Here is a 20,281-nt window from a genome sequence, read left to right on the forward strand (position 1 = left end):
AATGTCTTGAAAGTTGCACTTGTACAAGATTGGCTGACTGAAATTGGAGGAGCCGAAAAGGTTTTTTCAAGTTTGATAGAATTATATCCAGATGCACATATTTATACATTAACTTCTCATCCAAGAGTGATTGATGGATTAGGTATAGATAGAAAAAAGTTAAAAGAATCTTTTATTGCAAAGTTACCCTATGGCAGGTCAAAATACAGGAATTATTTGCCTCTTTTTTCAAAGGCGGTAGAAAGTTTTGATTTCTCACCATATGATTTAATTGTTTCTTCATCATCCTCTGTGGCTAAAGGTATTCTGACTAATTCGAATCAAATGCATATTTGTTATTGTCATTCACCTGTTCGTTATGCTTGGGATCTTTATCATCAGTATTTGAATGAGTCTGGTATGAGTGGATTTGGACTTAAGAAATGGTTTGTTAGACATACACTCCATAAATTACGTATTTGGGATATTATAAGTTCTAATAGAGTTGACTTTTTTATTGCTAATTCAAATTATATTAGAAAAAGAATTAATAAAGTATATAAGCGAGATGCACGAGTTATTTATCCCCCTGTGGATATTGAACGTTTTGAGTTGTCAGAAAAGAAACAAGATTATTACTTTACTGCTTCGAGGCTAGTGCCATACAAGAAGATTGACTTAATTGTAGAGGCTTTCGCTCAAATGCCAGAAAAGAAGCTAATTGTGGCTGGGACTGGACCAGATTTTAAGAAGATTAGAGCATTGGCAGGAGCTAATGTGGAAATGAAAGGTTTTGTACCAGATGATGAAATGCTTTCTTTAATGCAAAATGCAAAAGCTTTCGTATTTGCCGCTGATGAAGATTTTGGAATTATACCAGTTGAAGCACAAGCATGTGGAACACCGGTTATAGCCCTAGGTAAAGGAGGTACAAAAGAAACTGTTATTGATAATGAGACTGGAATACATTTTGATGAGCAAAGTGTAAGTTCCTTGATAGGTGCTGTTAATAAGTTCGAAATGATAGATACTTTTAAGGTAGGTAAAGTAAGGGATAATGCGGTGAGATTCTCTAAAGAAAGGTTTAAAAATGAATTAGCAGCCTTTGTTGAAGAAAAAATGAAAGTGTAATTTATTGATTATAGAAACAGAAAAAAGATGTCTTTGAGGTATTTTTTACCTAAGTACTATTAAATGGAAGAATAATGAATTTATCTAGTTTGTCATTGCGAGAACTAGTTGAAAAAATCAGTGGGGATCTGGATTTAGATGACGTTACTCGTCTTGTCTACAGTACTGATGCCTCAGCTTACTTTGAAAAGCCCGTTGGTGCAGTAATGCCGTTAGATGCGATTGATGTTCGCGAAATTGTTTTGTTTGCCCAAAAGCATCATCTAAACTTGATTCCGCGTGCGGCAGGCACTTCATTAGCCGGTCAAGTTGTTGGATCGGGTTTAGTGGTTGATGTGGGACGTTACATGAACCAGATTCTCGAGGTAAACGAAAAAGAAAAGTGGGTACGTGTTCAGCCGGGTGTCGTGCTCGATGAGTTGAATCAATATCTGGCACCATATGGTTTATTCTTTGGCCCTGAAACATCAACATCTAACCGTTGTATGATTGGTGGTATGGTGGGGAATAATTCCTGTGGAGCCCATTCCTTAATATATGGTAGTACTCGTGATCATACATTAGAGCTTAAAGGCTACCTAAGTAACGGGGATGAAGTTGTTTTTAAGAATCTAAAAAACTTGGAATTTGAGCAAAAGTGCCATGAAGACTCTTTTGAAGGAGAAATTTATCGTTCCATTAGAAGTGTCTTAACTGATAAGGGAAACCGTAAATCTATACGCCAAGAATTTCCGGACCCAGACATTCACCGAAGAAATACAGGATATGCACTGGATTACTTAATTGATACTTATCCGTATAAAGAGGAGGACGGAAACTTTAATATGTGTCAATTGCTGGCAGGTTCTGAAGGCACCTTGTTTTTTACAACCGAGATAAAGCTCAATCTGATTGCAGTGCCACCAAAGGAAAAGGGATTGGTTTGTGTGCACCTTAATTCATTGGAGGAAGCATTAGAGGCTAATTTGATTGGATTGCAGTTTAATCCAGGTGCCATTGAGTTAATGGATAAGGCTATTATGGACTTGACCAAAAAGAATGTGCTCCAAAATAAGAACCGTTTTTTTGTTGAAGGTGATCCAGCTGCGTTATTATTAGTTGAGTTTGCACGGCATACCAAAGATGAGATTGAGCAATTGGCTGGTGATATGATAGCAGCTTTGCGGCAGAAAGGTTTTGGTTATGCCTACCCTGTTTTGTATGGCTCTGATATTAAAAAAGTATGGAATCTTCGAAAAGCTGGCTTAGGTGTGTTGGGTAATATGCCTGGTGATGAGCGCCCGGTGCCTGTCATTGAAGATACGGCTGTTCGTCCTGAAGATTTACCTGCTTTCATCGCCGACATCAAGGCGATGCTTAAGAAATATGGTAAGGAATGTGTTTACTATGCTCATATAGGTACTGGCGAGTTGCACCTACGGCCGGTTTTAAATATGAAGAAAGAAAAGGATGCAGAGTTGTTTTATCAGATAGCCAAAGATACAGCTAAAATAGTTAAGCAATATAAAGGTTCATTGAGTGGAGAGCATGGCGATGGCCGTTTGAGAGGTCAGTTTATTCCATGGATGGTTGGTGATCACAACTATCAGCTATTTAGAGAGGTTAAGAAAATATTCGACCCTAATAATATATTTAATGCAGGCAAAATAACTGACACGCCACAAATGAACACTTCGCTTCGCTATAAAGAAGTGAAAAATGAATTGGACAACAAAGCTTTGTTCGACTGGTCATCAACATTAGGGCTAGCTCGGGCTGCGGAGAAATGTACCGGCTCTGGCGACTGTCGTAAGAGTCATTTAATTGGCGGCACCATGTGTCCAAGTTATATGGGATCGCGTGATGAACGACAGACGACCCGTGCCAGGGCTAATATGCTCCGCGAGTTCTTTGCCGGCACAATCCCAGCTACAAAACTGGGTTATGTCCAAGTGAAGCAAGTGCTTGATTTATGTTTGTCATGCAAGGCCTGTAAGACTGAGTGTCCGAGTAATGTTGATATGACGAAACTGAAAGCAGAGTTTCTTAATTCCTATCATGAACAATTTGGTATACCATTGCGCTCAAGACTGATTGCTCATTTACCTACTTTCAATACGATATTGATGCCATTTTCACATCTATATAATTTAAGTGTGAAAAATAAATGGATAAAAGCAATTAACGAGAAGTATTTTGGCATATCATCTAAAAGGCATTTGCCCAGACTTTCGAAGCAGTCTTTAATTAAGTGGAGTAAAAAACGGCAGACATCAGGCAACGAAAAGGTAGTTTATTTCTTTGCCGATGAATTCACCAATTATAACGATACCCGAGAAGGCGTTGCTGCTGTGTTGTTATTAGAGAAATTAGGGTATAAAGTTATCATACCTAGTCATCAGCCAAGTGGTAGAACTTATTTGTCTAAAGGCCTATTGAAAGATGCAAAAAAGCGAGCAATACAAAATGTGGAGTTGCTATCTGGTCTTGTTGATAAAGAGGCGCCGTTGATTGGAATTGAGCCATCAGCTATTCTGACTTTACGTGATGAGTATCTGGAATTAGTGCCTGACAAATTAAAAGAGAAAGCTCAACGATTAGCAACGAATACATATACCTTTGAAGAATTTGTTGCTCAAGAATATGATAAAGGGAGAATATCATCTGAGCAATTTGTGAGTGATAAGAAAACAATAAGATATCACTCACATTGCTATCAAAAAGCGTTGTCTGATACAAAGTTAACCCAAAGGGTTTTGGAGATTCCAGAAAATTATTCCGCCCAGGAAATACCTTCAGGTTGTTGTGGTATGGCTGGTTCTTTTGGATATGAGATAGAACATTATGATTTATCGATGAATATTGGGGAATTAGTTTTATTTCCGGAAATAAGGAAATCCAATAAAAAAACACTAATTGTCGCAGCCGGAACTTCGTGTCGACATCAGATAAAAGACGGAACTCAAGTTGAAGCATTACATCCTGCATTAGTATTATTAGATGCATTAAAATAAGATGATAAAAAGGTTGTTTTTAAATAATCGTTAGTGACAAGTTTATTATTGGTGGCTCCCATAAGCCACAACTTTGCACCAGGTTACCTGCTAATATGGAATTTAAATGCACTAAACTCAAATTAAACTCATATTAAACTCATATTAAATTCGATCGCAGCTGAGTTTAACTTGACTTAAGTGTGTATTAACTGTAACTTGAGTATGACTGAATAACAGGGGCGGTGAGGGAGTTAAAGAGGATAGATGTTGTTAGAGAGGATACACAGGTTGTTAAAGCATCTGTTTTTAAGGCATTGTACGCCCTGTGAACAGTCAGAAGTAATTGATTAATCCTCTTACTGTATTAATATGGCACGATGCAATAACATTAACGAGGGTTCATCTGGTAGAATTGGGAATGTAGTGACCTACCAGATGTATGGCAAAAGTTACATGCGTTCTTTGCCCGGGCAATACAAAGATAAGAAGTCGGAGAGGCAATTGGCGCAGCGGCAAAAAATGCAGTTGGTCAATGAATTCTTAGCACCTTACAAAGATGTTTTGCGAATTACCTTTCAAAAGGAGGCCATTGGTCGTTCAGCTTATATGGCCGCCAAATCATATAATATGCTGCATGCCGTTGGTGGCGAATACCCGGAGCAGCACATAGACTATGCAAAGGCCTTGGTGAGCGCGGGTGCAGTATCTTTATCAGCAGAAGCAAGTGTGGTGCGAACGGAGGAAGGACTGCTGTTCCGGTGGACAAATGATGGACAAGGAAGTCCATTTGACACTCTGTTTGTCATAGCGAATGTGCGTGGTCAGTACAATACGGCCTACAAGCAAACGGAAGCTGAACGAAAGGATGAATCGTATAGGTGGAAATGGGAGCTCAGTGAACGTGAAAAATATGATATTTGGCTGGTATTTAGGGATTATAAAGAAAGAAGCTTTAGTAATAGCTTATGGCTGGGGTTGGTTTAGAGGTGAGTGTTGAGAGGAGAGAGAGACGAGTAATTGACGGTTCACGCAAAGCTGCAAACTTTTTTAGTCGTGAAGTTCGCATGAAATAGGTGTTAGAATTTTGCATTGAGCGTTCTTAGCAAAACCAGGATTCCGTTTTTACTCTCGTGCTCTTAGCGTCATGCCTGACTGCTTTATCGAAAGACTTGGCGTCCTTTGCGAGAAACACATTCCTTTTGGATTTTATTAAAGATAAAGTGATATTTGTATTAGAATAAACAATAGTACAAGGTAGATTCCTTCTTAATTGTTAAGGTATTGAACAATAGGTGAGTCAGTGTTTGAATTAATTATCATAAGAGTATTCTCATCTCTCACTGCTCATATGGAATTCTTCTGCCTTCTGATTGTAAAATACGTAACTTATAAATATGTCAAAAATAGCACTCATCACCGGTATTACCGGACAGGACGGCGCGTATCTTGCCGAATTTTTATTGAAAAAAGGGTATGTAGTTCACGGTATTAAACGTCGTTCGTCGTTATTTAATACCGATCGTATTGATCATTTGTATCAGGACCCCCATGTGGAGAACCGGAATCTGATTTTACATTACGGGGATTTAACAGATTCAATGAACCTGACGCGCATTATCCAGGAGGTGCAACCGGATGAGATTTATAACCTGGCGGCCATGAGCCACGTAAAGGTGAGCTTTGATACGCCAGAATATACAGCCAACGCTGATGGATTAGGGACTTTACGTATTTTGGAAGCTATTCGCTTATTAGGCTTGACTGAGAAAACAAGAGTTTATCAGGCTTCCACATCGGAGTTATATGGTTTGGTGCAGGAAGTGCCCCAGAAAGAAACAACTCCGTTCTACCCCCGCTCGCCTTATGCCGTGGCCAAGATGTACGCCTATTGGATTACCGTGAACTACCGTGAGGCCTATAACATGTTTGCCTGTAACGGTATTTTGTTTAACCACGAGAGTCCGTTGCGCGGCGAAACGTTCGTTACGCGAAAGATTACCCGTGCCGTATCAAAGATTGCCCTTGGAATGCAGGATTGTTTGTATTTGGGTAACATGGATGCCAAGCGGGACTGGGGGCATGCCAAGGATTATATTAAAGCCATGTGGTTAATCCTGCAGCAGGATCAGCCCGAAGATTACGTCATCGCTACTGGCGTAACTACAAAAGTACGTGATTTTGTTACCATGGCTTTTGCAGAGGTAGGTATTGAATTATCGTTTACCGGTGAAGGGGAAGCTGAAGTAGGGATTGTAAAATCCTGTTCAAATGCTGAGTATCAGGTGGCTGTAGGAACAGAGGTGGTTAAAGTCGATCCACGCTACTACCGACCTACTGAAGTGGAGCTGCTGATTGGCGACCCAACTAAATCAAAAGAAAAGCTGGGTTGGGAACCAGAGTATGACTTACCGGCTTTGGTCAAAGACATGATGCAGTCGGATGTGAAATTAGTGAAGAAGGACCGCTACCTAAAAGAAGGTGGGTACGAGGTTCTAAACTATTTCGAATAAAGATAGAGAAGAGAAATGAGTGGAGAGAAATGAGCGTTTTGAATTATGGGACAAATAAATAGTTTTAGAGATTTAATTGTTTATCAGAAAGCCTATACTATTTCTATGGATATTTTTGTTTTGACAAAAACATTTCCAAAAGAAGAAAGATATTCGTTGGTTGATCAGGTTCGACGCTCGTCCCGCTCGATTTGTGCTAATTTGTCTGAAGCTTGGGCAAAAAGAAGGTACGAAAAAGTCTTCATTAATAAGTTAACTGATTGTTTAGGTGAAGAATTTGAAACAGAAACCTGGTTGAAATATTCTGCTGATTGTGAATATTTATCCGATGAGGAATTTTCTAAGCTAATGAGTCAATATGAAGAAGTAAGAAAAATGCTCATTTCAATGATTAATAGCCCTGAGAAGTTCTGTAAATGAGGTGCCTCATCTCTTTATTCTCACCTCTCATCTCTTTAACAAACAATTATGAATATAAATTCTAAGATATACATAGCCGGCCACAGAGGTTTGGTTGGCTCAGCATTGTGGAAAACACTTCAAAGTAAAGGTTATTCTAATTTGGTAGGGCGTACCATTAGTGAACTCAATCTGATGGATGCGGTTGCTGTTGATAAGTTTTTTGCTGAAGAAAAGCCCGAGTATGTGATTTTGGCTGCTGCGAAAGTGGGCGGCATCGTTGCTAATAATACCTATCGCGGTCAGTTTATCTACGAGAACCTGATGATTCAGAATAACGTAATTCATTCGGCTTATGTACATGAGGTGAAGAAGCTGTTGTTTTTGGGTTCAACTTGTATTTACCCTAAACAAGCGCCTCAACCAATGGCTGAAGATTGTCTGTTGATCTCGCCATTGGAATATACTAACGAGCCTTATGCCATTGCCAAGATTGCAGGAATTAAGATGTGTGAGTCCTACAACCTGCAATACGGCACTAATTTCATTTCGGTGATGCCAACCAATTTGTATGGGCCTAACGATAATTTCGACTTGGAGAAATCGCATGTTTTGCCTGCTTTAATTCGGAAGAACCATTTGGGTAAATGTCTTCATACTAATGATTGGAACGCTTTGCGGGTCGATTTGGATAAAAACCCGATTGAAGGCATTAATGGCAGTCATTCCGAAGAAGAGATATTGTCAATCCTCGACAAATATGGTATTCGCCTAAATTCGTCCGATTCGCGAGTTTCGATAGAGATTTGGGGGACAGGTAAGCCGATGCGCGAGTTTCTTTGGTCAGAGGAAATGGCTTCTGCCTGCGTCTACGTGATGGAAAACGTCGACTTCAAGGATACCTATAGTGTGGACGACAAAGAGGTTCGAAATACACATATCAATATTGGTACGGGTAAAGAAGTTTCAATCAAAGAACTGGCGGAAACCATTCAGGCTAAAATAGGATTTGAAGGCGAATTGGTTTTTAATGCCGATAAGCCGGATGGCACCATGCGTAAGTTAACAAATCCAGCTAAGATACATGAATTAGGCTGGCACCACCAGATCGACATCGATGAAGGAATCGGGAAGATGTACGAGTGGTATACGAAATAGAAATGAGAGAAGAGATAAGAGGTGCGTGAACGTCTCATATCTCTTCTCTCATTCTTCACCTCTTAATTAGAAGTCTATGCAAAATAACTACCTAATTATCATGGCAGGCGGTATTGGTTCGCGCTTTTGGCCAATGAGTACCCCCGAAACACCCAAGCAGTTTTTGGATATTTTGGGAACGGGTCAAACCATGATTCAGCAGACCATTAAGCGTTTACACGGCATTGTGCCCATTGAGAATGTGTTTATTGTAACCAGTAAAAACTATAAATCCATTATCAATAAACAACTTCCCGATGTAAAAGATGAGCAAATTCTGCTGGAACCTTGTATGCGAAACACGGCACCTTGCATCGCCTATGCCACTTACAAAATCTACCAGCGTCAGCCCGATGCAAATATCGTTGTGGCGCCATCGGATCACTTAATTACCGATGAAAGTGAATTCCGACGAGTGGTGAGTGAAGGGTTAAATTTTGTGGCATCAAACGATGTGTTGTTGACATTAGGTATTGCACCTCACCGTCCCGAAACAGGTTATGGGTATATACAGGCCAGGCAGGATGAAGGGGTTTTCAAAAATGTAAAGGCTTTCAAGGAAAAACCGGATCGTCAAACGGCAGAACAGTATCTCGCTGAAGGCAACTATTTCTGGAATGCAGGAATATTTTTGTGGTCAGCCTCTTCCATCATCAAGGCACTGCAACAGTATTTACCAGCTGTGGCAGCTATATTTGAGCAGGGGAAAGTGCACTATTTCACTGAAGATGAACAGGCGTTTATAGATGAGTTTTTCCCTCAATGTGAAAACATCTCTATCGACTATGGCATTATGGAGCATGCTGAAAATATTTATGTGATGCCGGCCGATTTTGGCTGGTCAGATTTAGGTACCTGGGGCAGTTTGTGGGAGAAACGCACGCGTGATGAACTGGGAAACAGTGTCGTTGGTTCAGGGGTGAAATTATACGATTGTCAGAACAACATTATAACCGTTCCTAATGAGCGCAAAGTGGTTCTGCAGGGACTGGATGACTATATTGTCACCGAAGCCAATGGCGTGTTTATGGTCTGCAAGAAATCAGAAGAACAGCGCATTAAAGAGTTTCAAAAAGATAGTTAGTAGTTTAGTCAGCTACTTTAAAGCATTTTAAAACGGATTAGTAAAGAAAAAGTAGGTCCGGCCTACTTTTCTTTTATTAGTCCGTTTTTGCATTTGATAAGTTTATTTTTAACCGTTTCACCAAAATACTCCTGGTTAATTGCGTAGTTGTCCAGAAGACCTTCTTCCCCATGATGGAGGTGGTGTTGAAGGGCATAAAACTTTAAGTTGTATATTTTTATACCTGCATTGGTTAAGCGGATAGCAAACTCCTTATCATCAGGTCCTTTGCCGGTCCATCCTTCGTCAAAGCCATTAATGAGGTAGGCGTCCGATTTCCAGTACGACATGTTGCAGCCGCGTACGCCCCTTACCGATTCCGAATTGTATATAAGGTTCTGATGAAGGATGGCAAGTGGGCGACTCCTGAAACTGCTTTTAGGCTCGTAACTCAAGCGGTCGCAGGCAGCAGTGCTCTCTTCTTTGTTAATGCGAATCCGTCGTCCTGCCAGAAAACGTCCTTTTCTTGCAAAGCGGAGGTGGTCTCTAACAAAATGAGTGTCCAGTATCACATCGCCGTCAATTTGTATAATGTATGGGTGCGATGCCCTTTGAATGGCTTTGTTACGGATGGCATTTATTCGAAAGCCCTCATCTTGCTGCCAAACATGAATCAGGGGTATGGGGAAAGTTGCTTTGATTGAGTCAATAGCTTCCTTCGTTGCAATACCCGAACCGTCATCGGCTATGATAACTTCGTTGGGCAAGTGCGATTGATTAGCTATACTTTTAAGGCAAAGAATCATAGCTTCGGGCCAATTGTAGGTGGTTAAAAAGAGTGTCACTTTTGGAAACTTCATGGATACTATTGTTAGTGTATTTGAATAATATTTCCTGTGTTTTGAAGGTAGTTCACCTTGATGCGTTCATGGATAATGTCTGGATTGCCTCTGTAATAGGTATTGCCAGATGAGTAGGTTTTTACATTAAGCGATGCGACAGGGCAAACTTTACAGTTGCCAATGGATTTATGAACCACATTAACACTATGACTTTCAAGATTCAATGCATCAATATTAACACTGCCCTCCATAGTTAAAGATGTCGAATGGCTTTTGCCACCAAGGTGGTAGTTGCCAATGTTATTGCGGCCGAAAACATTAAGCACTACATGTAGGCAGTCGAGGTTTAACTCAATTTCAGCAAATTTGGCTCCCCCGTTCATAATCATTGTAAATTGTTCTGTTTTAATAACCTCAGGCGCCTCTAGTTCAAGGGCGCAGTTGGCGGTTAGCCTATTCAGGTAATTGGCTGAAAGTCCGATTTCAATCAATTTGCTTTTTTGTAAGTAATTTTTCCGTTTGTGGGTGATGCTTAAAGTGCCATTTTCGGTTAATAGTTCAAGATCCTCAATCAAATTGTTATACCCTTTTATGAATGCGATATTGCTTTCACTGTTATGAAGAATAATCCGGCAGGGGGCGTCAGCTATAATGTGGCGAATTTGTCCAATATCAATTGTTTGCTCTGTTATATCGCCCTGTTCCATAAGGTTATGGATGTAATCGCAGGAGGTAAGAAAGTATAGAAGACAGGCTGTAAACAGTAAATTTACGAACTTGAGCATATTATTTTTCTTTTGTGTAGTTAAAGCTGTAACCAATGCCAAACTCCAGAAACTCAGAACGAAAGAAACTGGCTTTAACACTAAAGTTAGCAATTAAATGATTGCTAAGATAATGCCTGATGCCGATCCTGGGATAAACAGGTTGTGGAGGGGCAATGTTGGTGTGTAGGTAGGTTCCAATGTTAGCAAATAAAGTGGTTTTGCCAAGGAATACATTGTAAGATACAAACAAGCCATTAAACAGATAATCCCTGGTTGAAAACCCGATGCTCTCATCGGTGTTTTCAAAACCACCCCAGCTATAGGGGATGGCTTCAGAAAAAAAGTGGTCATAGCCAAGCCCAATGGCACGTTTTTCGTTTAAATGCCACAAATGATTGACGCTTAAGCTCCCGCTCCAATAGAGCTCTCGGTTATAAAAGGTGCTTTGGCTTCTGCCGATACTCCCAATAATAACTACTTCCCGTTTATTACTTTTGGGAGGTTTAATTTTTTCGAGCATTGGAGTTAATGATTCGTTGAAGTGGTATTTAGCACCCAGGCTGGCTGTGAGTGTGTTAATGCCATGATTAGGCTTGCGCACGGCTCCATTTGAAAGATGAGTGAGCGATAAGCTAGCACTTAATGAAACTTGTTCATGTACTCGGTAGTCAGCTAGAATGGCCAGACCTATGTAAGCATTAAGGTGTGAGCTAAATACAGTGTTGTAAGTATTCGTTTCTATATCAAAGGGCTTTGTGGCATAGCCCAGGCCTAAAGCCACCTTATTGTGTACCGAAAACTTTGGGCTGCGGTACATGTTATAGTGAATGTATGGAAATAGCGCATAGCCTGCACCAAAAATATCTTTATTGCCAAATGTACCATAATAGAAGCCAAGTCCTATCTCGGGATAGTTAAAAAAGCTTTCCCAGCTATCGGAGGAGAATAGTGAGCGACCATAATTAATTTCGATTCCACCTGAAAAATCATCAATAAAATACATCATATTAACATGATGGGGAATCACGATGCCGCCATGGATCCGTGTTGTCAGGTACGTGTGTTTTGGGATTTCATTGTCTAAACTATTGGGCGCCTGACCGATTAATGTCACTGTCCCAATAAAGCTCATTATAATTATCGATAGAAAACTTCTCAATGTTCAGAACTGTTTTTCAAATTGAGCCACGAAGATAGTAAAAAGGATAAGGATATTTATTTTAATAATTGTAGGTCGGGCAGAGATTAATCCCGTTTCATCAACCCCGATAGCCAACCAGTTTATTTATCTTTGTACTACCGTAACTTAAGAAGATGGATAATGATTAAGCAAAATACTTCAAGCAGGAGGTTGACAATGTTGGTATTATGTTTTTGGCTTACAGCAGGTCTCTCACTGCAGCTAAGGGCACAGATTTCCAATATAAAAATAGATGCATCTATTCATTCACAGCTGTCCTCAAACGACATTCGTCCAATGTGGTTAATCGCCAATGAATGGGGCCGTTTTGAGCAATTTGGTCATTTCGGCGTGTTGGTTGAAGTGGGGGCTAAACAACAATTATTGGCCAACGAGAATTTTACTCTGAATGCCGGCCTAAGGGGACTGGTTAATTTGGATGTTGCTGAAAGTGCGCTGCAGGAGATATACATCAGTGGGAATGCCTGGTTTATAGATTTTTCAATCGGTAAAGAACAATACTCACCAGTTGCTTATAACGATGAATTGACACCTGGAAGTTTTTTAATGAATTCGAATGCTAGGCCTATTCCAAAGGTTTCGGTAGGGATCTTCGACTACCTTCCTTTGGGCTTCACAAAAAACTGGCTGGAAATAAAGGGAGGCTTATCTCAAGGCTGGTTAAATGATGAGCGAGTTGAGAAACGCAATAGTGCAGAAGATGTATTATTGCACGAAAAATTTGCCTATGCCCGCTTAGGTAATACAAAGTTTAAACCCTACGCGGGATTGGTCCATTCAGCATTGTTTGGCGGAACGCGCCCCGATGGCACGGATATACCCACCGACTTTTGGGCAACCTTCATGGCTAAAGGCTCTTCTGTGCTTGGTGGTGGTGACGAAACAAATGCGGCCGGTGCACACATGGGGATGTGGGATTTTGGTTTTAACTGGCATACAGGTAAAGGGGGTATGCAGTTGTATTTCCAAAAACCGTTTGCCGATGCATCTGGACTAAAATTATATAACCGCTACGATAAAGACTACATTTTGGGCATCCTGTTTCATCCCAAAGATATTAGTTGGTTAAGTGCATGCTCGGTGGAGGTGTTTCGTACCGACCATCAATCAGGTTATGGTATTCCTGATCCGCTTTATCCCAAAGATTACAATGGGCATAAAAAGGGTTCTATTATTTGGATGGATGATATTGAAGATGATTTTGATGGCTTTATGTTGGAAGTGTTTGGAGAAACCCGCACCGGCTGGTCGGAGGATGAAGTCATCAGATACCTGGAAGTGGCCCTGGATGAAGGACATAAATATGGTGGGCGAGATGATTATATGAATAATGGATCCTATTACAACGGATGGACATATAATGGGATGAATATGGGAACCCCCTTGTATCATACAGCTGACAAATTTAGGCGTTATGCAACGCCTCATGTCGAATATGATGAGGTTTTTTTCTACAACAACCGGGTCAATGGATTTCATGTTGGAGCCAAGGGACATATCACCGATAGGTTACAATATCGGGTGAAGTCGACCTATACCATGAATAGAGGAACTTATGGGGAACAATTCCGGGGACGCTACAGTTGGGAGCGAACAGCCGACTATTTTTTCGCCTCCTCTAAACAGCAACTCTATTCAATGGTCGAACTTAACTGGAATACTCATTGGTTGGCAGGGCTGAGCTTAAAGGGGAAGTTAGCTGTTGATACGGGGCAATTATATAATTCAGTTGGTGGACAATTAAGTATAATTTATATACCGGATCTAAACTAGAGTAAGTTTTTAAAAATATCTATCTATTTGCTTACTTTTGTCAGAAATAAAACACGCATTAATGTTAAAGGAAAAAGAAAGGGTCGTTTATAATTTTTTGGCGATAATGGACGCAATAATCGCCTGGCTGTCATTGGATATAGCTTTTTATCTATACTTTGGACAGTTTACTTTTTTAAGTAATAAAGATTCTATCATTCTCCATTTGGTTGTTATAGGTCTGTGGCTGTTACTGTCCAAAGCTTTTCGAACTAATGAGATATATCGCTCCAGGCCTTATTCGATTTTGCTTTTTAATGTTATAGGGATGACCATTGTTGGGGTTGGTGCCCTGGCTTTAGCCGTTTTTCTTTTTAATTTGCACTACATCGGTATTACACCTCTGATATACTTTGGTGCTGTGTCAGCAACAGTTCTGTTTCTGATCAAACTAAGCTTCTTCTCCTATTTGAAAGGAGCGCGCCGCAGAGGTTTTAACTACAGAAACATTCTTATCATCGGAGATGAATCTGCCATTACCTTTATTAAGCAGGTGCTTAAGTATAAGGAATGGGGCTATCGGATCGTAGGTGTGGTGGGTAATGAGCAGTTAAGTAATAAGGTGGGAGACCTGGTAACGGTGCTTCCTGAGGATGCTGATGTGGATAAGCTGATTGAGGAGAAGACTATTGATGAGGTAATTTATTGTCAGCAAAAAGCTAAGATGGAAGATATTATGGCTCTTTTAACAAGCTGTAATGAGCTGGGGGTTGTCTTTCGAATGTCATCGCCGTTTTTTAACATGCTGTCTAATAAAACGCATTTACACTACTTCGACACAACGCCTGTATTAACCATCTCTAATACGCCAATTGATTATTTGCTTTTAACAGCCAAAGGGGTTTTTGATTTTTTGGTGTCTTTTGTAACCATTACAATCTTTTCTCCTCTCTTTATCGGGATTGCCATTGGCATCAAGATGACTTCCAAAGGCCCCATATTTTTTAAGCAAAAACGGGTAGGCATGCGTGGCCGTAAGTTCTGGGTATATAAGTTTCGAACAATGGTGACCAATGCTGAAGATTTGAAGGCTAGCCTGATGGATCACAACGAAATGGACGGTCCTGTTTTTAAAATAGAGAAAGATCCGCGTATAACAGGGATTGGGCATTTTCTTCGTAAAACAAGTCTGGATGAATTGCCGCAGTTTTTTAATGTACTGCTTGGTGACATGTCAATTGTGGGGCCAAGGCCTCCGGTGCCTGCCGAAGTGCGCGAGTATGAGCGGTGGCAATTGCGTCGCTTGTCAATGAAACCGGGAATTACATGCATTTGGCAAATATCGCCTAGCCGAAATGATGTATCTTTTGAGGAGTGGATGAATATGGATCTGGAGTATATTGATAACTGGTCGTTGCGTCTGGATTTTGTAATTATATTGAAAACGATAAGAACCATGCTAAGGGCTGATGGCAGATAAAATGAACACTATGCGATATTTTTTTTATACACTGCTGCTGGTTTTTTTAATAAGTAGCTGTTCGACCCGTCCAAAAGTGCCGGCCGATTTGCCCGATGAAGACGAAATGGCACTGGTTTTAGCCGATATCTATCATCTGGAAAGCGTGCTGGGCCAAACCCGATTGTCTTACAATACGAGTCAAGAGGATAAATTGTCGGGGTATTATCGATACGTGCTTGAGAAACACCACATATCAAAGGCCGAGTTTGATACCGCAATGGTTTGGTATTCGGCTAACCCAACAGTTTTAGCTGATGTGTATGATGAGGTGATTGAAATTCTGAGCAGAAGAGATGCCGAGCTAAAAAATAAAATGAATAAGGAAAAGGAAATACAAAACACGATGCCAAAAGTTGCGGGGCGTGTAGACTTATGGAATGATACAACGGCATTCCAAATTCCTTTTAATGAAGCAGATTCCTTGGACAACCGTGTCCCCTTCAGTATTGATGTGGACTCCCTGAGTGGAGGGATTATTCGTTTGTATGCCAGTTATCTTTATAAAGAAGGTGGGTATCTGGATAGCGCAAAAATGAAAATGATCGCTGTTTACGCTGATAGCACTATGGATACTGTGTCGTACAAGATCCATAAGTCATTTAAGCAAGTTAGTGGCAACATATCTCATAAGGTTGAACGCAATCAGGCCTTAATTAACATTAATGGCTTCCTGTTGGAGCACGATACGAGCAAGCAAACAGTGGTTAATATATGCGATGTGAAGCTGAACTTTCTTCCTACCATTGGGATAGATGAAATGGAATTGCCGTAATGCGAAAAGTTTGTGCGCATTATTACCTCCGACCAGATGGAACATTTGGTAAAGCACCAATCGTAGAGTTGAGTGAAACAGGGTGTATTTTGAGAGTGCACGAAATGGGCGATAATTTTAAGGAAGAGCCAGGGTTGGAGTATTTTCCAGGTATTTTGTCACCCGGGTTTGTAGCTTCCTATCTGGAGGGTCAATCCTCCTTGAATGATAGAGACAAACGCATTGGGTTGGCTAATGGTGTCCTTCGTTTTAAAGAGGAGGTACCTGCTGTTGCAACGGCAGAGTATCAACGCGCCTGGATGAGCATCCGGCAATGGATGAGCACCCGGACTGGAAGCAGTTCGTTAGGATGCACTCTTTTAAAGTACACGTATCAGGCAGCTCTGTCAGCTGGTGTTGATGAGTGGGGAGTTATTGCCGAGGGCGCTGACCCGGGACTGATTGTATTACAAAACATTGATCTCCGCACATTTTCTTTTACTCCAAAATCTTCATTTAAGATAATACAAAAATAATGCACGATTTAACGCAACTTGCCTTGAAAGCATCTGTCAGGGCTGGAAAAGAAATTTTGGAAGTTTTTAATTCAGATGATTTTGGTTTGCGACTTAAAAGTGATGATTCTCCGCTCACCGAAGCTGATTTAAAAAGCCATCAAATAATTGAAGAATACCTTAAAGAAACAGATATTCCTGTTTTAAGTGAGGAGGGCGAGATGCAAGATTATCAGGAGCGGAAATGCTGGTCGAAGTTATGGGTGGTGGATCCCTTAGACGGAACCAAAGAATTTATCAAGCGCAGCGGCGAGTTTACGGTTAATGTAGCCTTGGTAGATCAGCAGCGGCCGACAATGGGAGTGGTGTTTGCACCGGTCCTGGGCAGCCTGTACTGGGGCGATGAATCGGGAGCATTTAAAGCTCAGTTACCGAGCGATTGGTACAATATAGAGTTAAATGAGTTGTGTGCTCAGATAGTTGGTGAGCCATTACCAAGTATACACAATGCAAATTTTACGGTGCTGGCCAGTGTGAGTCATCAGTCGAAGGAAACGGAGGAGTTAATTACTGCTTTGGAAGCAAAAGTGGGCAATGTGAATGTAGCCTCGCGCGGAAGCTCGTTAAAGATGTGTTTGGTGGCCGAAGGTAGTGCCCACCTCTATCCGCGTCTGGCCCCTACAATGGAGTGGGACACAGCAGCCGGGCAGGCTGTTGTTGAGGCTGCAGGTGGCGGGCTGTTCGACTGGCAAACAAAGCAGCCCATGCTTTACAATCGAAAAGAGTTACTAAATAATTGGTTTATAGCGGTAGGTAAGGGGCTGGATGTGAATGATTACTGGTTGTGCTGAAATCGGCAACTTCTTATTCATTACATTTCTTAGTTAAAGAATTTTAAATCGCAATCTAAATACTGATTTTTATCACAATACCTCTTATAATTTCTTATCTTTACCGCTGAATGTTGAATTTTTAAAATCACTACACAAATGGCTGCAATTGACAGTTTTAATTTCGCAGGTAAGAAGGCAATAATCCGCGTGGATTTTAACGTGCCTTTGAATGATAAATTTGAAATTACTGATGATACACGAATTCGCGCTGCAGTACCAACAATCAAAAAGGTGCTGGCTGATGGTGGATCTGTGATTTTAATGTCTCACTTGGGACGTCCAAAAGGCGAAGCTAAAGAAGAGTTTTCGTTAAAACACATCGTGGCTCACCTTTCTGCTACATTAGGTGTTGATGTTAAATTTGCACCAGATTGTATTGGTGATGAGGTTAAAGCAATGGCTGCTGAACTGAATGCAGGCGAAGTGTTATTGCTGGAAAATTTACGTTTCCACAACGAAGAAACAAAAGGTGATGAAGGTTTCGCTAAGCAATTGGCTGAGTTGGCTGATGTTTACGTGAATGATGCTTTCGGTACCGCTCACCGCGCGCATGCGTCTACAACCATTATCGCCAAATTTATGGATGAGAAAATGGCAGGTTACCTATTGGATAAAGAAATTAAGTTTCTGGGTGACACGGTGGAAAATGCCGAGAAACCATTTGTGGCAATCGTTGGTGGTGCTAAAGTATCTGGTAAATTAGAGGTGTTAAAGTCTTTAATTACAAAGGTGGACACCATTCTGATTGGTGGTGGTATGGCCTATACTTTCCTTAAAGCTCAAGGACATAATATTGGTAACTCTTTAGTTGAAGAGGATTTGGTTGAAACAGCGAAGCAAATTCTGATTGATGCTGAGAAGAACGGGGTTAACTTCATGTTGCCTGTTGATAACTTAGCAGCAGATAAATTCGATAACGAAGCTGACATTGTGGAAGTAGGTAACGATATTCCTGAGGGTCGTATGGCTTTAGATATCGGTCCTAAAACGACTGAAGCTTATGCTGCAGAGATTGCCAGCGCAAAAACAGTTGTGTGGAACGGCCCTATGGGATGTTTCGAAATGCCAAACTTCTCAAAAGGAACATTTGGTGTTTGTCAGGCTGTTGCTGATTCTTCAGCGGTATCTATCATCGGTGGTGGTGATTCTGTGGCTGCCGTTAACCAGAGCGGTTTGGCTGATAAAATGAGCCATATCTCTACTGGAGGTGGTGCCTCTCTGGAGTTCCTGGAAGGAAAAGAATTACCAGGTGTAACAGCTATTCGTGGATAATTAGTAGTATCTGAAAATATGTATCAAAGCCTGTTGACTGTTGTCGGCAGGCTTTTTTCATGTTTGTTCAACAAATGTCAAACACAAAGCTGTTGCATAGTGAATCATCCCTTATATTTGCTCAAAATTTGAAACATGACATTCTTATATAACATTGGAATAGCTGCCTACTCACTATTGCTTTTTCTGGTAGCCCCCTTTAACCAAAAGGCCAAATTGCTGCGTTCAGGCCGGAAGGAGACAACCAAACGCCTGAAAGAGTTACAGCTTGAGGGAAAGGTGATTTGGATTCATGCAGCCAGTTTGGGAGAGTTTGAGCAGGGCCGTCCCATTATTGAAGCCGTAAAGGAGAAGTATCCGAGCTACAAAGTTGTTTTAACGTTTTTTTCTCCTTCGGGCTACGAGGTGCGTAAGAGTTTTGCATTGGCCGACCATGTTCTATATCTCCCGGCCGATACCAAACGAAATGCCCGGCAGTTTATTGATGCCATTCAGCCTGAAAAGGTGTTCTTTATTAAGTATGAGTTTTGGCGTCATTTTCTAAATGAATTATCGAAGCGAAATATACCTGTTTATGGCGTGTCTATGATTTTCAGAAAAGAGCAGGCTTTCTTCAAAAACTATGGGGGTTGGTTCCGAAAAATGCTCTTGGCTTTTAAAAAGTTTTATGTGCAGGACGAGACTTCAGGCGATTTATTACAACAAATAGGATTGGATAATTATGCGGTTGCCGGAGACACACGGTTTGATCGGGTTCGCGCTATTGCTCAGGAATCAAAAAACTTTGAGCTGATTGAACAATTTGTTGGCCATACCCAAAAAGTGATTGTAGCAGGGAGCAGCTGGGCACCCGATGAGGATATCCTGCTGAATTATATCCATAATGTGAATCGGGACGTTAAGTTGATTATCGCGCCCCATGAAATACATGCTGAGCATATCCGGCAGATAGAGGCAAAACTGAAGGTTCCCTATTTTAAATACACATCAGCGGAGGACCGCCCTGATGATGCGCGGGTATTAATCATAGACACCATCGGCATGCTTTCTTCGATCTATAAGTATGGGCAAGTGGCCTATATTGGCGGAGGATTTGGAGTGGGAATTCACAATACACTTGAGGCAGCTACTTATGGGATGCCTGTATTCTTTGGTCCGAACTATCAAAAGTTTAAGGAGGCGCGCGACTTAATTGCGGTGCAGGGTGGTTATACCATTAAAACCGGTGATGAGTTTAATGAGCGGGTTGAACAGTTGTGGAGTGATGAAAGGGCTCTGGCTGCTGCATCAAACAGCGCAAAGACCTATGTGGAAAAAATGTGTGGTGCCACCAAGATGATCATGGAGGAAGTGTTTGACTAAGTCTTGAACGTAAATTTGAATCAAAATAGGGGTAGCTGGAGAATTTAAATTCTTCAGCTTTTTTTGTCCTTAACAAGTTGTTGATAACATTCCAAAAATTGGACTACGAGTGCATCGGAAAGAGTTTTCATCTTAAAAGGGGCATGCAAA

At 41.0% G+C, this 20,281-nt stretch carries 17 protein-coding genes; 14 read left to right on the forward strand and 3 right to left on the reverse strand.

The annotated features are described in order from the left end of the window. Positions 1–6 precede the first annotated feature (6 nt). The 7 genes from ACSX1H_RS16090 to ACSX1H_RS16120 all read left to right on the forward strand — a co-directional run bounded on the left by ACSX1H_RS16090 (position 7) and on the right by ACSX1H_RS16120 (position 9,275). Entirely contained in the window at positions 7–1,110 is a 1,104-nt protein-coding gene (locus tag ACSX1H_RS16090; protein WP_439185259.1) for a glycosyltransferase, read from the forward strand. A 74-nt stretch (positions 1,111–1,184) separates the two neighbouring features. After that, positions 1,185–4,103, forward strand: coding sequence for an FAD-binding and (Fe-S)-binding domain-containing protein (locus tag ACSX1H_RS16095; RefSeq protein ID WP_439185260.1), 2,919 nt, complete (start codon positions 1,185–1,187; stop codon positions 4,101–4,103). A 351-nt stretch (positions 4,104–4,454) separates the two neighbouring features. Next, positions 4,455–5,069, forward strand: a complete 615-nt coding sequence (locus ACSX1H_RS16100) for a DUF6266 family protein (RefSeq protein WP_439185261.1) — start codon at positions 4,455–4,457, stop codon at positions 5,067–5,069. Positions 5,070–5,479: 410 nt separating this feature from the next. Next, positions 5,480–6,595 (forward strand): GDP-mannose 4,6-dehydratase, encoded by a 1,116-nt coding sequence (gmd, locus tag ACSX1H_RS16105; RefSeq protein WP_439185262.1) that lies wholly within the window; start codon positions 5,480–5,482, stop codon positions 6,593–6,595. Between the two features lie 45 nt (positions 6,596–6,640). Beyond that, on the forward strand, positions 6,641–7,015 hold the full coding sequence (locus tag ACSX1H_RS16110) for a four helix bundle protein (protein ID WP_439185263.1): 375 nt from the start codon (positions 6,641–6,643) through the stop codon (positions 7,013–7,015). Positions 7,016–7,063: 48 nt separating this feature from the next. Continuing rightward, positions 7,064–8,152, forward strand: coding sequence for a GDP-L-fucose synthase family protein (locus ACSX1H_RS16115; RefSeq protein ID WP_439185264.1), 1,089 nt, complete (start codon positions 7,064–7,066; stop codon positions 8,150–8,152). 76 nt (positions 8,153–8,228) lie between these two features. After that, the gene (locus ACSX1H_RS16120) at positions 8,229–9,275 is read left to right on the forward strand and encodes a mannose-1-phosphate guanylyltransferase (protein ID WP_439185265.1); all 1,047 of its coding nucleotides are present in this window, start codon (positions 8,229–8,231) and stop codon (positions 9,273–9,275) included. 62 nt (positions 9,276–9,337) lie between these two features. On the opposite strand, the gene ACSX1H_RS16125 is transcribed toward ACSX1H_RS16120, so the two are convergent. Genes ACSX1H_RS16125 through ACSX1H_RS16135 form a run of 3 tightly spaced genes read right to left on the reverse strand, consistent with a single transcriptional unit; the run spans position 9,338 to position 11,995 of the window. Then, the gene (locus ACSX1H_RS16125) at positions 9,338–10,114 is read right to left on the reverse strand and encodes a glycosyltransferase family 2 protein (protein WP_439185266.1); all 777 of its coding nucleotides are present in this window, start codon (positions 10,112–10,114) and stop codon (positions 9,338–9,340) included. 11 nt (positions 10,115–10,125) lie between these two features. After that, positions 10,126–10,881 (reverse strand): GIN domain-containing protein, encoded by a 756-nt coding sequence (locus tag ACSX1H_RS16130; protein WP_439185267.1) that lies wholly within the window; start codon positions 10,879–10,881, stop codon positions 10,126–10,128. A 1-nt stretch (position 10,882) separates the two neighbouring features. Then, positions 10,883–11,995 (reverse strand): acyloxyacyl hydrolase, encoded by a 1,113-nt coding sequence (locus ACSX1H_RS16135; protein ID WP_439185268.1) that lies wholly within the window; start codon positions 11,993–11,995, stop codon positions 10,883–10,885. Positions 11,996–12,184: 189 nt separating this feature from the next. Here ACSX1H_RS16135 and ACSX1H_RS16140 point away from each other — a divergent pair, with 189 nt between their 5' ends. The 7 genes from ACSX1H_RS16140 to ACSX1H_RS16170 all read left to right on the forward strand — a co-directional run bounded on the left by ACSX1H_RS16140 (position 12,185) and on the right by ACSX1H_RS16170 (position 20,131). Continuing rightward, complete coding sequence (locus ACSX1H_RS16140; protein ID WP_439185269.1) at positions 12,185–13,837, forward strand: capsule assembly Wzi family protein; 1,653 nt, start codon at positions 12,185–12,187, stop codon at positions 13,835–13,837. Between the two features lie 61 nt (positions 13,838–13,898). Next, on the forward strand, positions 13,899–15,296 hold the full coding sequence (locus ACSX1H_RS16145; protein ID WP_439185270.1) for a sugar transferase: 1,398 nt from the start codon (positions 13,899–13,901) through the stop codon (positions 15,294–15,296). Between the two features lie 10 nt (positions 15,297–15,306). Continuing rightward, positions 15,307–16,110, forward strand: a complete 804-nt coding sequence (locus tag ACSX1H_RS16150) for a DUF4296 domain-containing protein (protein ID WP_439185271.1) — start codon at positions 15,307–15,309, stop codon at positions 16,108–16,110. Continuing rightward, positions 16,110–16,625 carry a hypothetical protein gene (locus tag ACSX1H_RS16155; RefSeq protein WP_439185272.1) on the forward strand — a complete coding sequence of 172 codons (516 nt, stop codon included), beginning with the start codon at positions 16,110–16,112 and terminating at the stop codon, positions 16,623–16,625. The genes ACSX1H_RS16150 and ACSX1H_RS16155 overlap by 1 nt, the downstream gene beginning before the upstream one ends. Next, complete coding sequence (cysQ, locus tag ACSX1H_RS16160) at positions 16,625–17,455, forward strand: 3'(2'),5'-bisphosphate nucleotidase CysQ (protein WP_439185273.1); 831 nt, start codon at positions 16,625–16,627, stop codon at positions 17,453–17,455. The genes ACSX1H_RS16155 and cysQ overlap by 1 nt, the downstream gene beginning before the upstream one ends. Positions 17,456–17,593: 138 nt before the next feature. After that, positions 17,594–18,769 carry a phosphoglycerate kinase gene (locus tag ACSX1H_RS16165; protein ID WP_439185274.1) on the forward strand — a complete coding sequence of 392 codons (1,176 nt, stop codon included), beginning with the start codon at positions 17,594–17,596 and terminating at the stop codon, positions 18,767–18,769. 135 nt (positions 18,770–18,904) lie between these two features. After that, positions 18,905–20,131, forward strand: a complete 1,227-nt coding sequence (locus tag ACSX1H_RS16170) for a 3-deoxy-D-manno-octulosonic acid transferase (RefSeq protein ID WP_439185275.1) — start codon at positions 18,905–18,907, stop codon at positions 20,129–20,131. The last annotated feature ends 150 nt before the right edge of the window (positions 20,132–20,281 follow it).

This window comes from Carboxylicivirga taeanensis (assembly GCF_051851475.1).
In the GTDB taxonomy this organism is placed as follows: domain Bacteria; phylum Bacteroidota; class Bacteroidia; order Bacteroidales; family Marinilabiliaceae; genus Carboxylicivirga; species Carboxylicivirga taeanensis.

Coding starts and splice junctions, on each gene's coding strand:
- ACSX1H_RS16125 (WP_439185266.1), bottom strand. CDS start 10,114: ATGAAGTTTCCAAAAGTGACACTCTTTTTAACCACCTACAATTGGCCC.
- ACSX1H_RS16135 (WP_439185268.1), bottom strand. CDS start 11,995: ATGAGCTTTATTGGGACAGTGACATTAATCGGTCAGGCGCCCAATAGT.
- ACSX1H_RS16170 (WP_439185275.1), top strand. CDS start 18,905: ATGACATTCTTATATAACATTGGAATAGCTGCCTACTCACTATTGCTT.
- cysQ (WP_439185273.1), top strand. CDS start 16,625: ATGCACGATTTAACGCAACTTGCCTTGAAAGCATCTGTCAGGGCTGGA.
- ACSX1H_RS16140 (WP_439185269.1), top strand. CDS start 12,185: ATGATTAAGCAAAATACTTCAAGCAGGAGGTTGACAATGTTGGTATTA.
- ACSX1H_RS16145 (WP_439185270.1), top strand. CDS start 13,899: ATGTTAAAGGAAAAAGAAAGGGTCGTTTATAATTTTTTGGCGATAATG.
- gmd (WP_439185262.1), top strand. CDS start 5,480: ATGTCAAAAATAGCACTCATCACCGGTATTACCGGACAGGACGGCGCG.
- ACSX1H_RS16120 (WP_439185265.1), top strand. CDS start 8,229: ATGCAAAATAACTACCTAATTATCATGGCAGGCGGTATTGGTTCGCGC.
- ACSX1H_RS16110 (WP_439185263.1), top strand. CDS start 6,641: ATGGGACAAATAAATAGTTTTAGAGATTTAATTGTTTATCAGAAAGCC.
- ACSX1H_RS16150 (WP_439185271.1), top strand. CDS start 15,307: ATGCGATATTTTTTTTATACACTGCTGCTGGTTTTTTTAATAAGTAGC.
- ACSX1H_RS16130 (WP_439185267.1), bottom strand. CDS start 10,881: ATGCTCAAGTTCGTAAATTTACTGTTTACAGCCTGTCTTCTATACTTT.
- ACSX1H_RS16095 (WP_439185260.1), top strand. CDS start 1,185: ATGAATTTATCTAGTTTGTCATTGCGAGAACTAGTTGAAAAAATCAGT.
- ACSX1H_RS16100 (WP_439185261.1), top strand. CDS start 4,455: ATGGCACGATGCAATAACATTAACGAGGGTTCATCTGGTAGAATTGGG.
- ACSX1H_RS16115 (WP_439185264.1), top strand. CDS start 7,064: ATGAATATAAATTCTAAGATATACATAGCCGGCCACAGAGGTTTGGTT.
- ACSX1H_RS16155 (WP_439185272.1), top strand. CDS start 16,110: ATGCGAAAAGTTTGTGCGCATTATTACCTCCGACCAGATGGAACATTT.
- ACSX1H_RS16165 (WP_439185274.1), top strand. CDS start 17,594: ATGGCTGCAATTGACAGTTTTAATTTCGCAGGTAAGAAGGCAATAATC.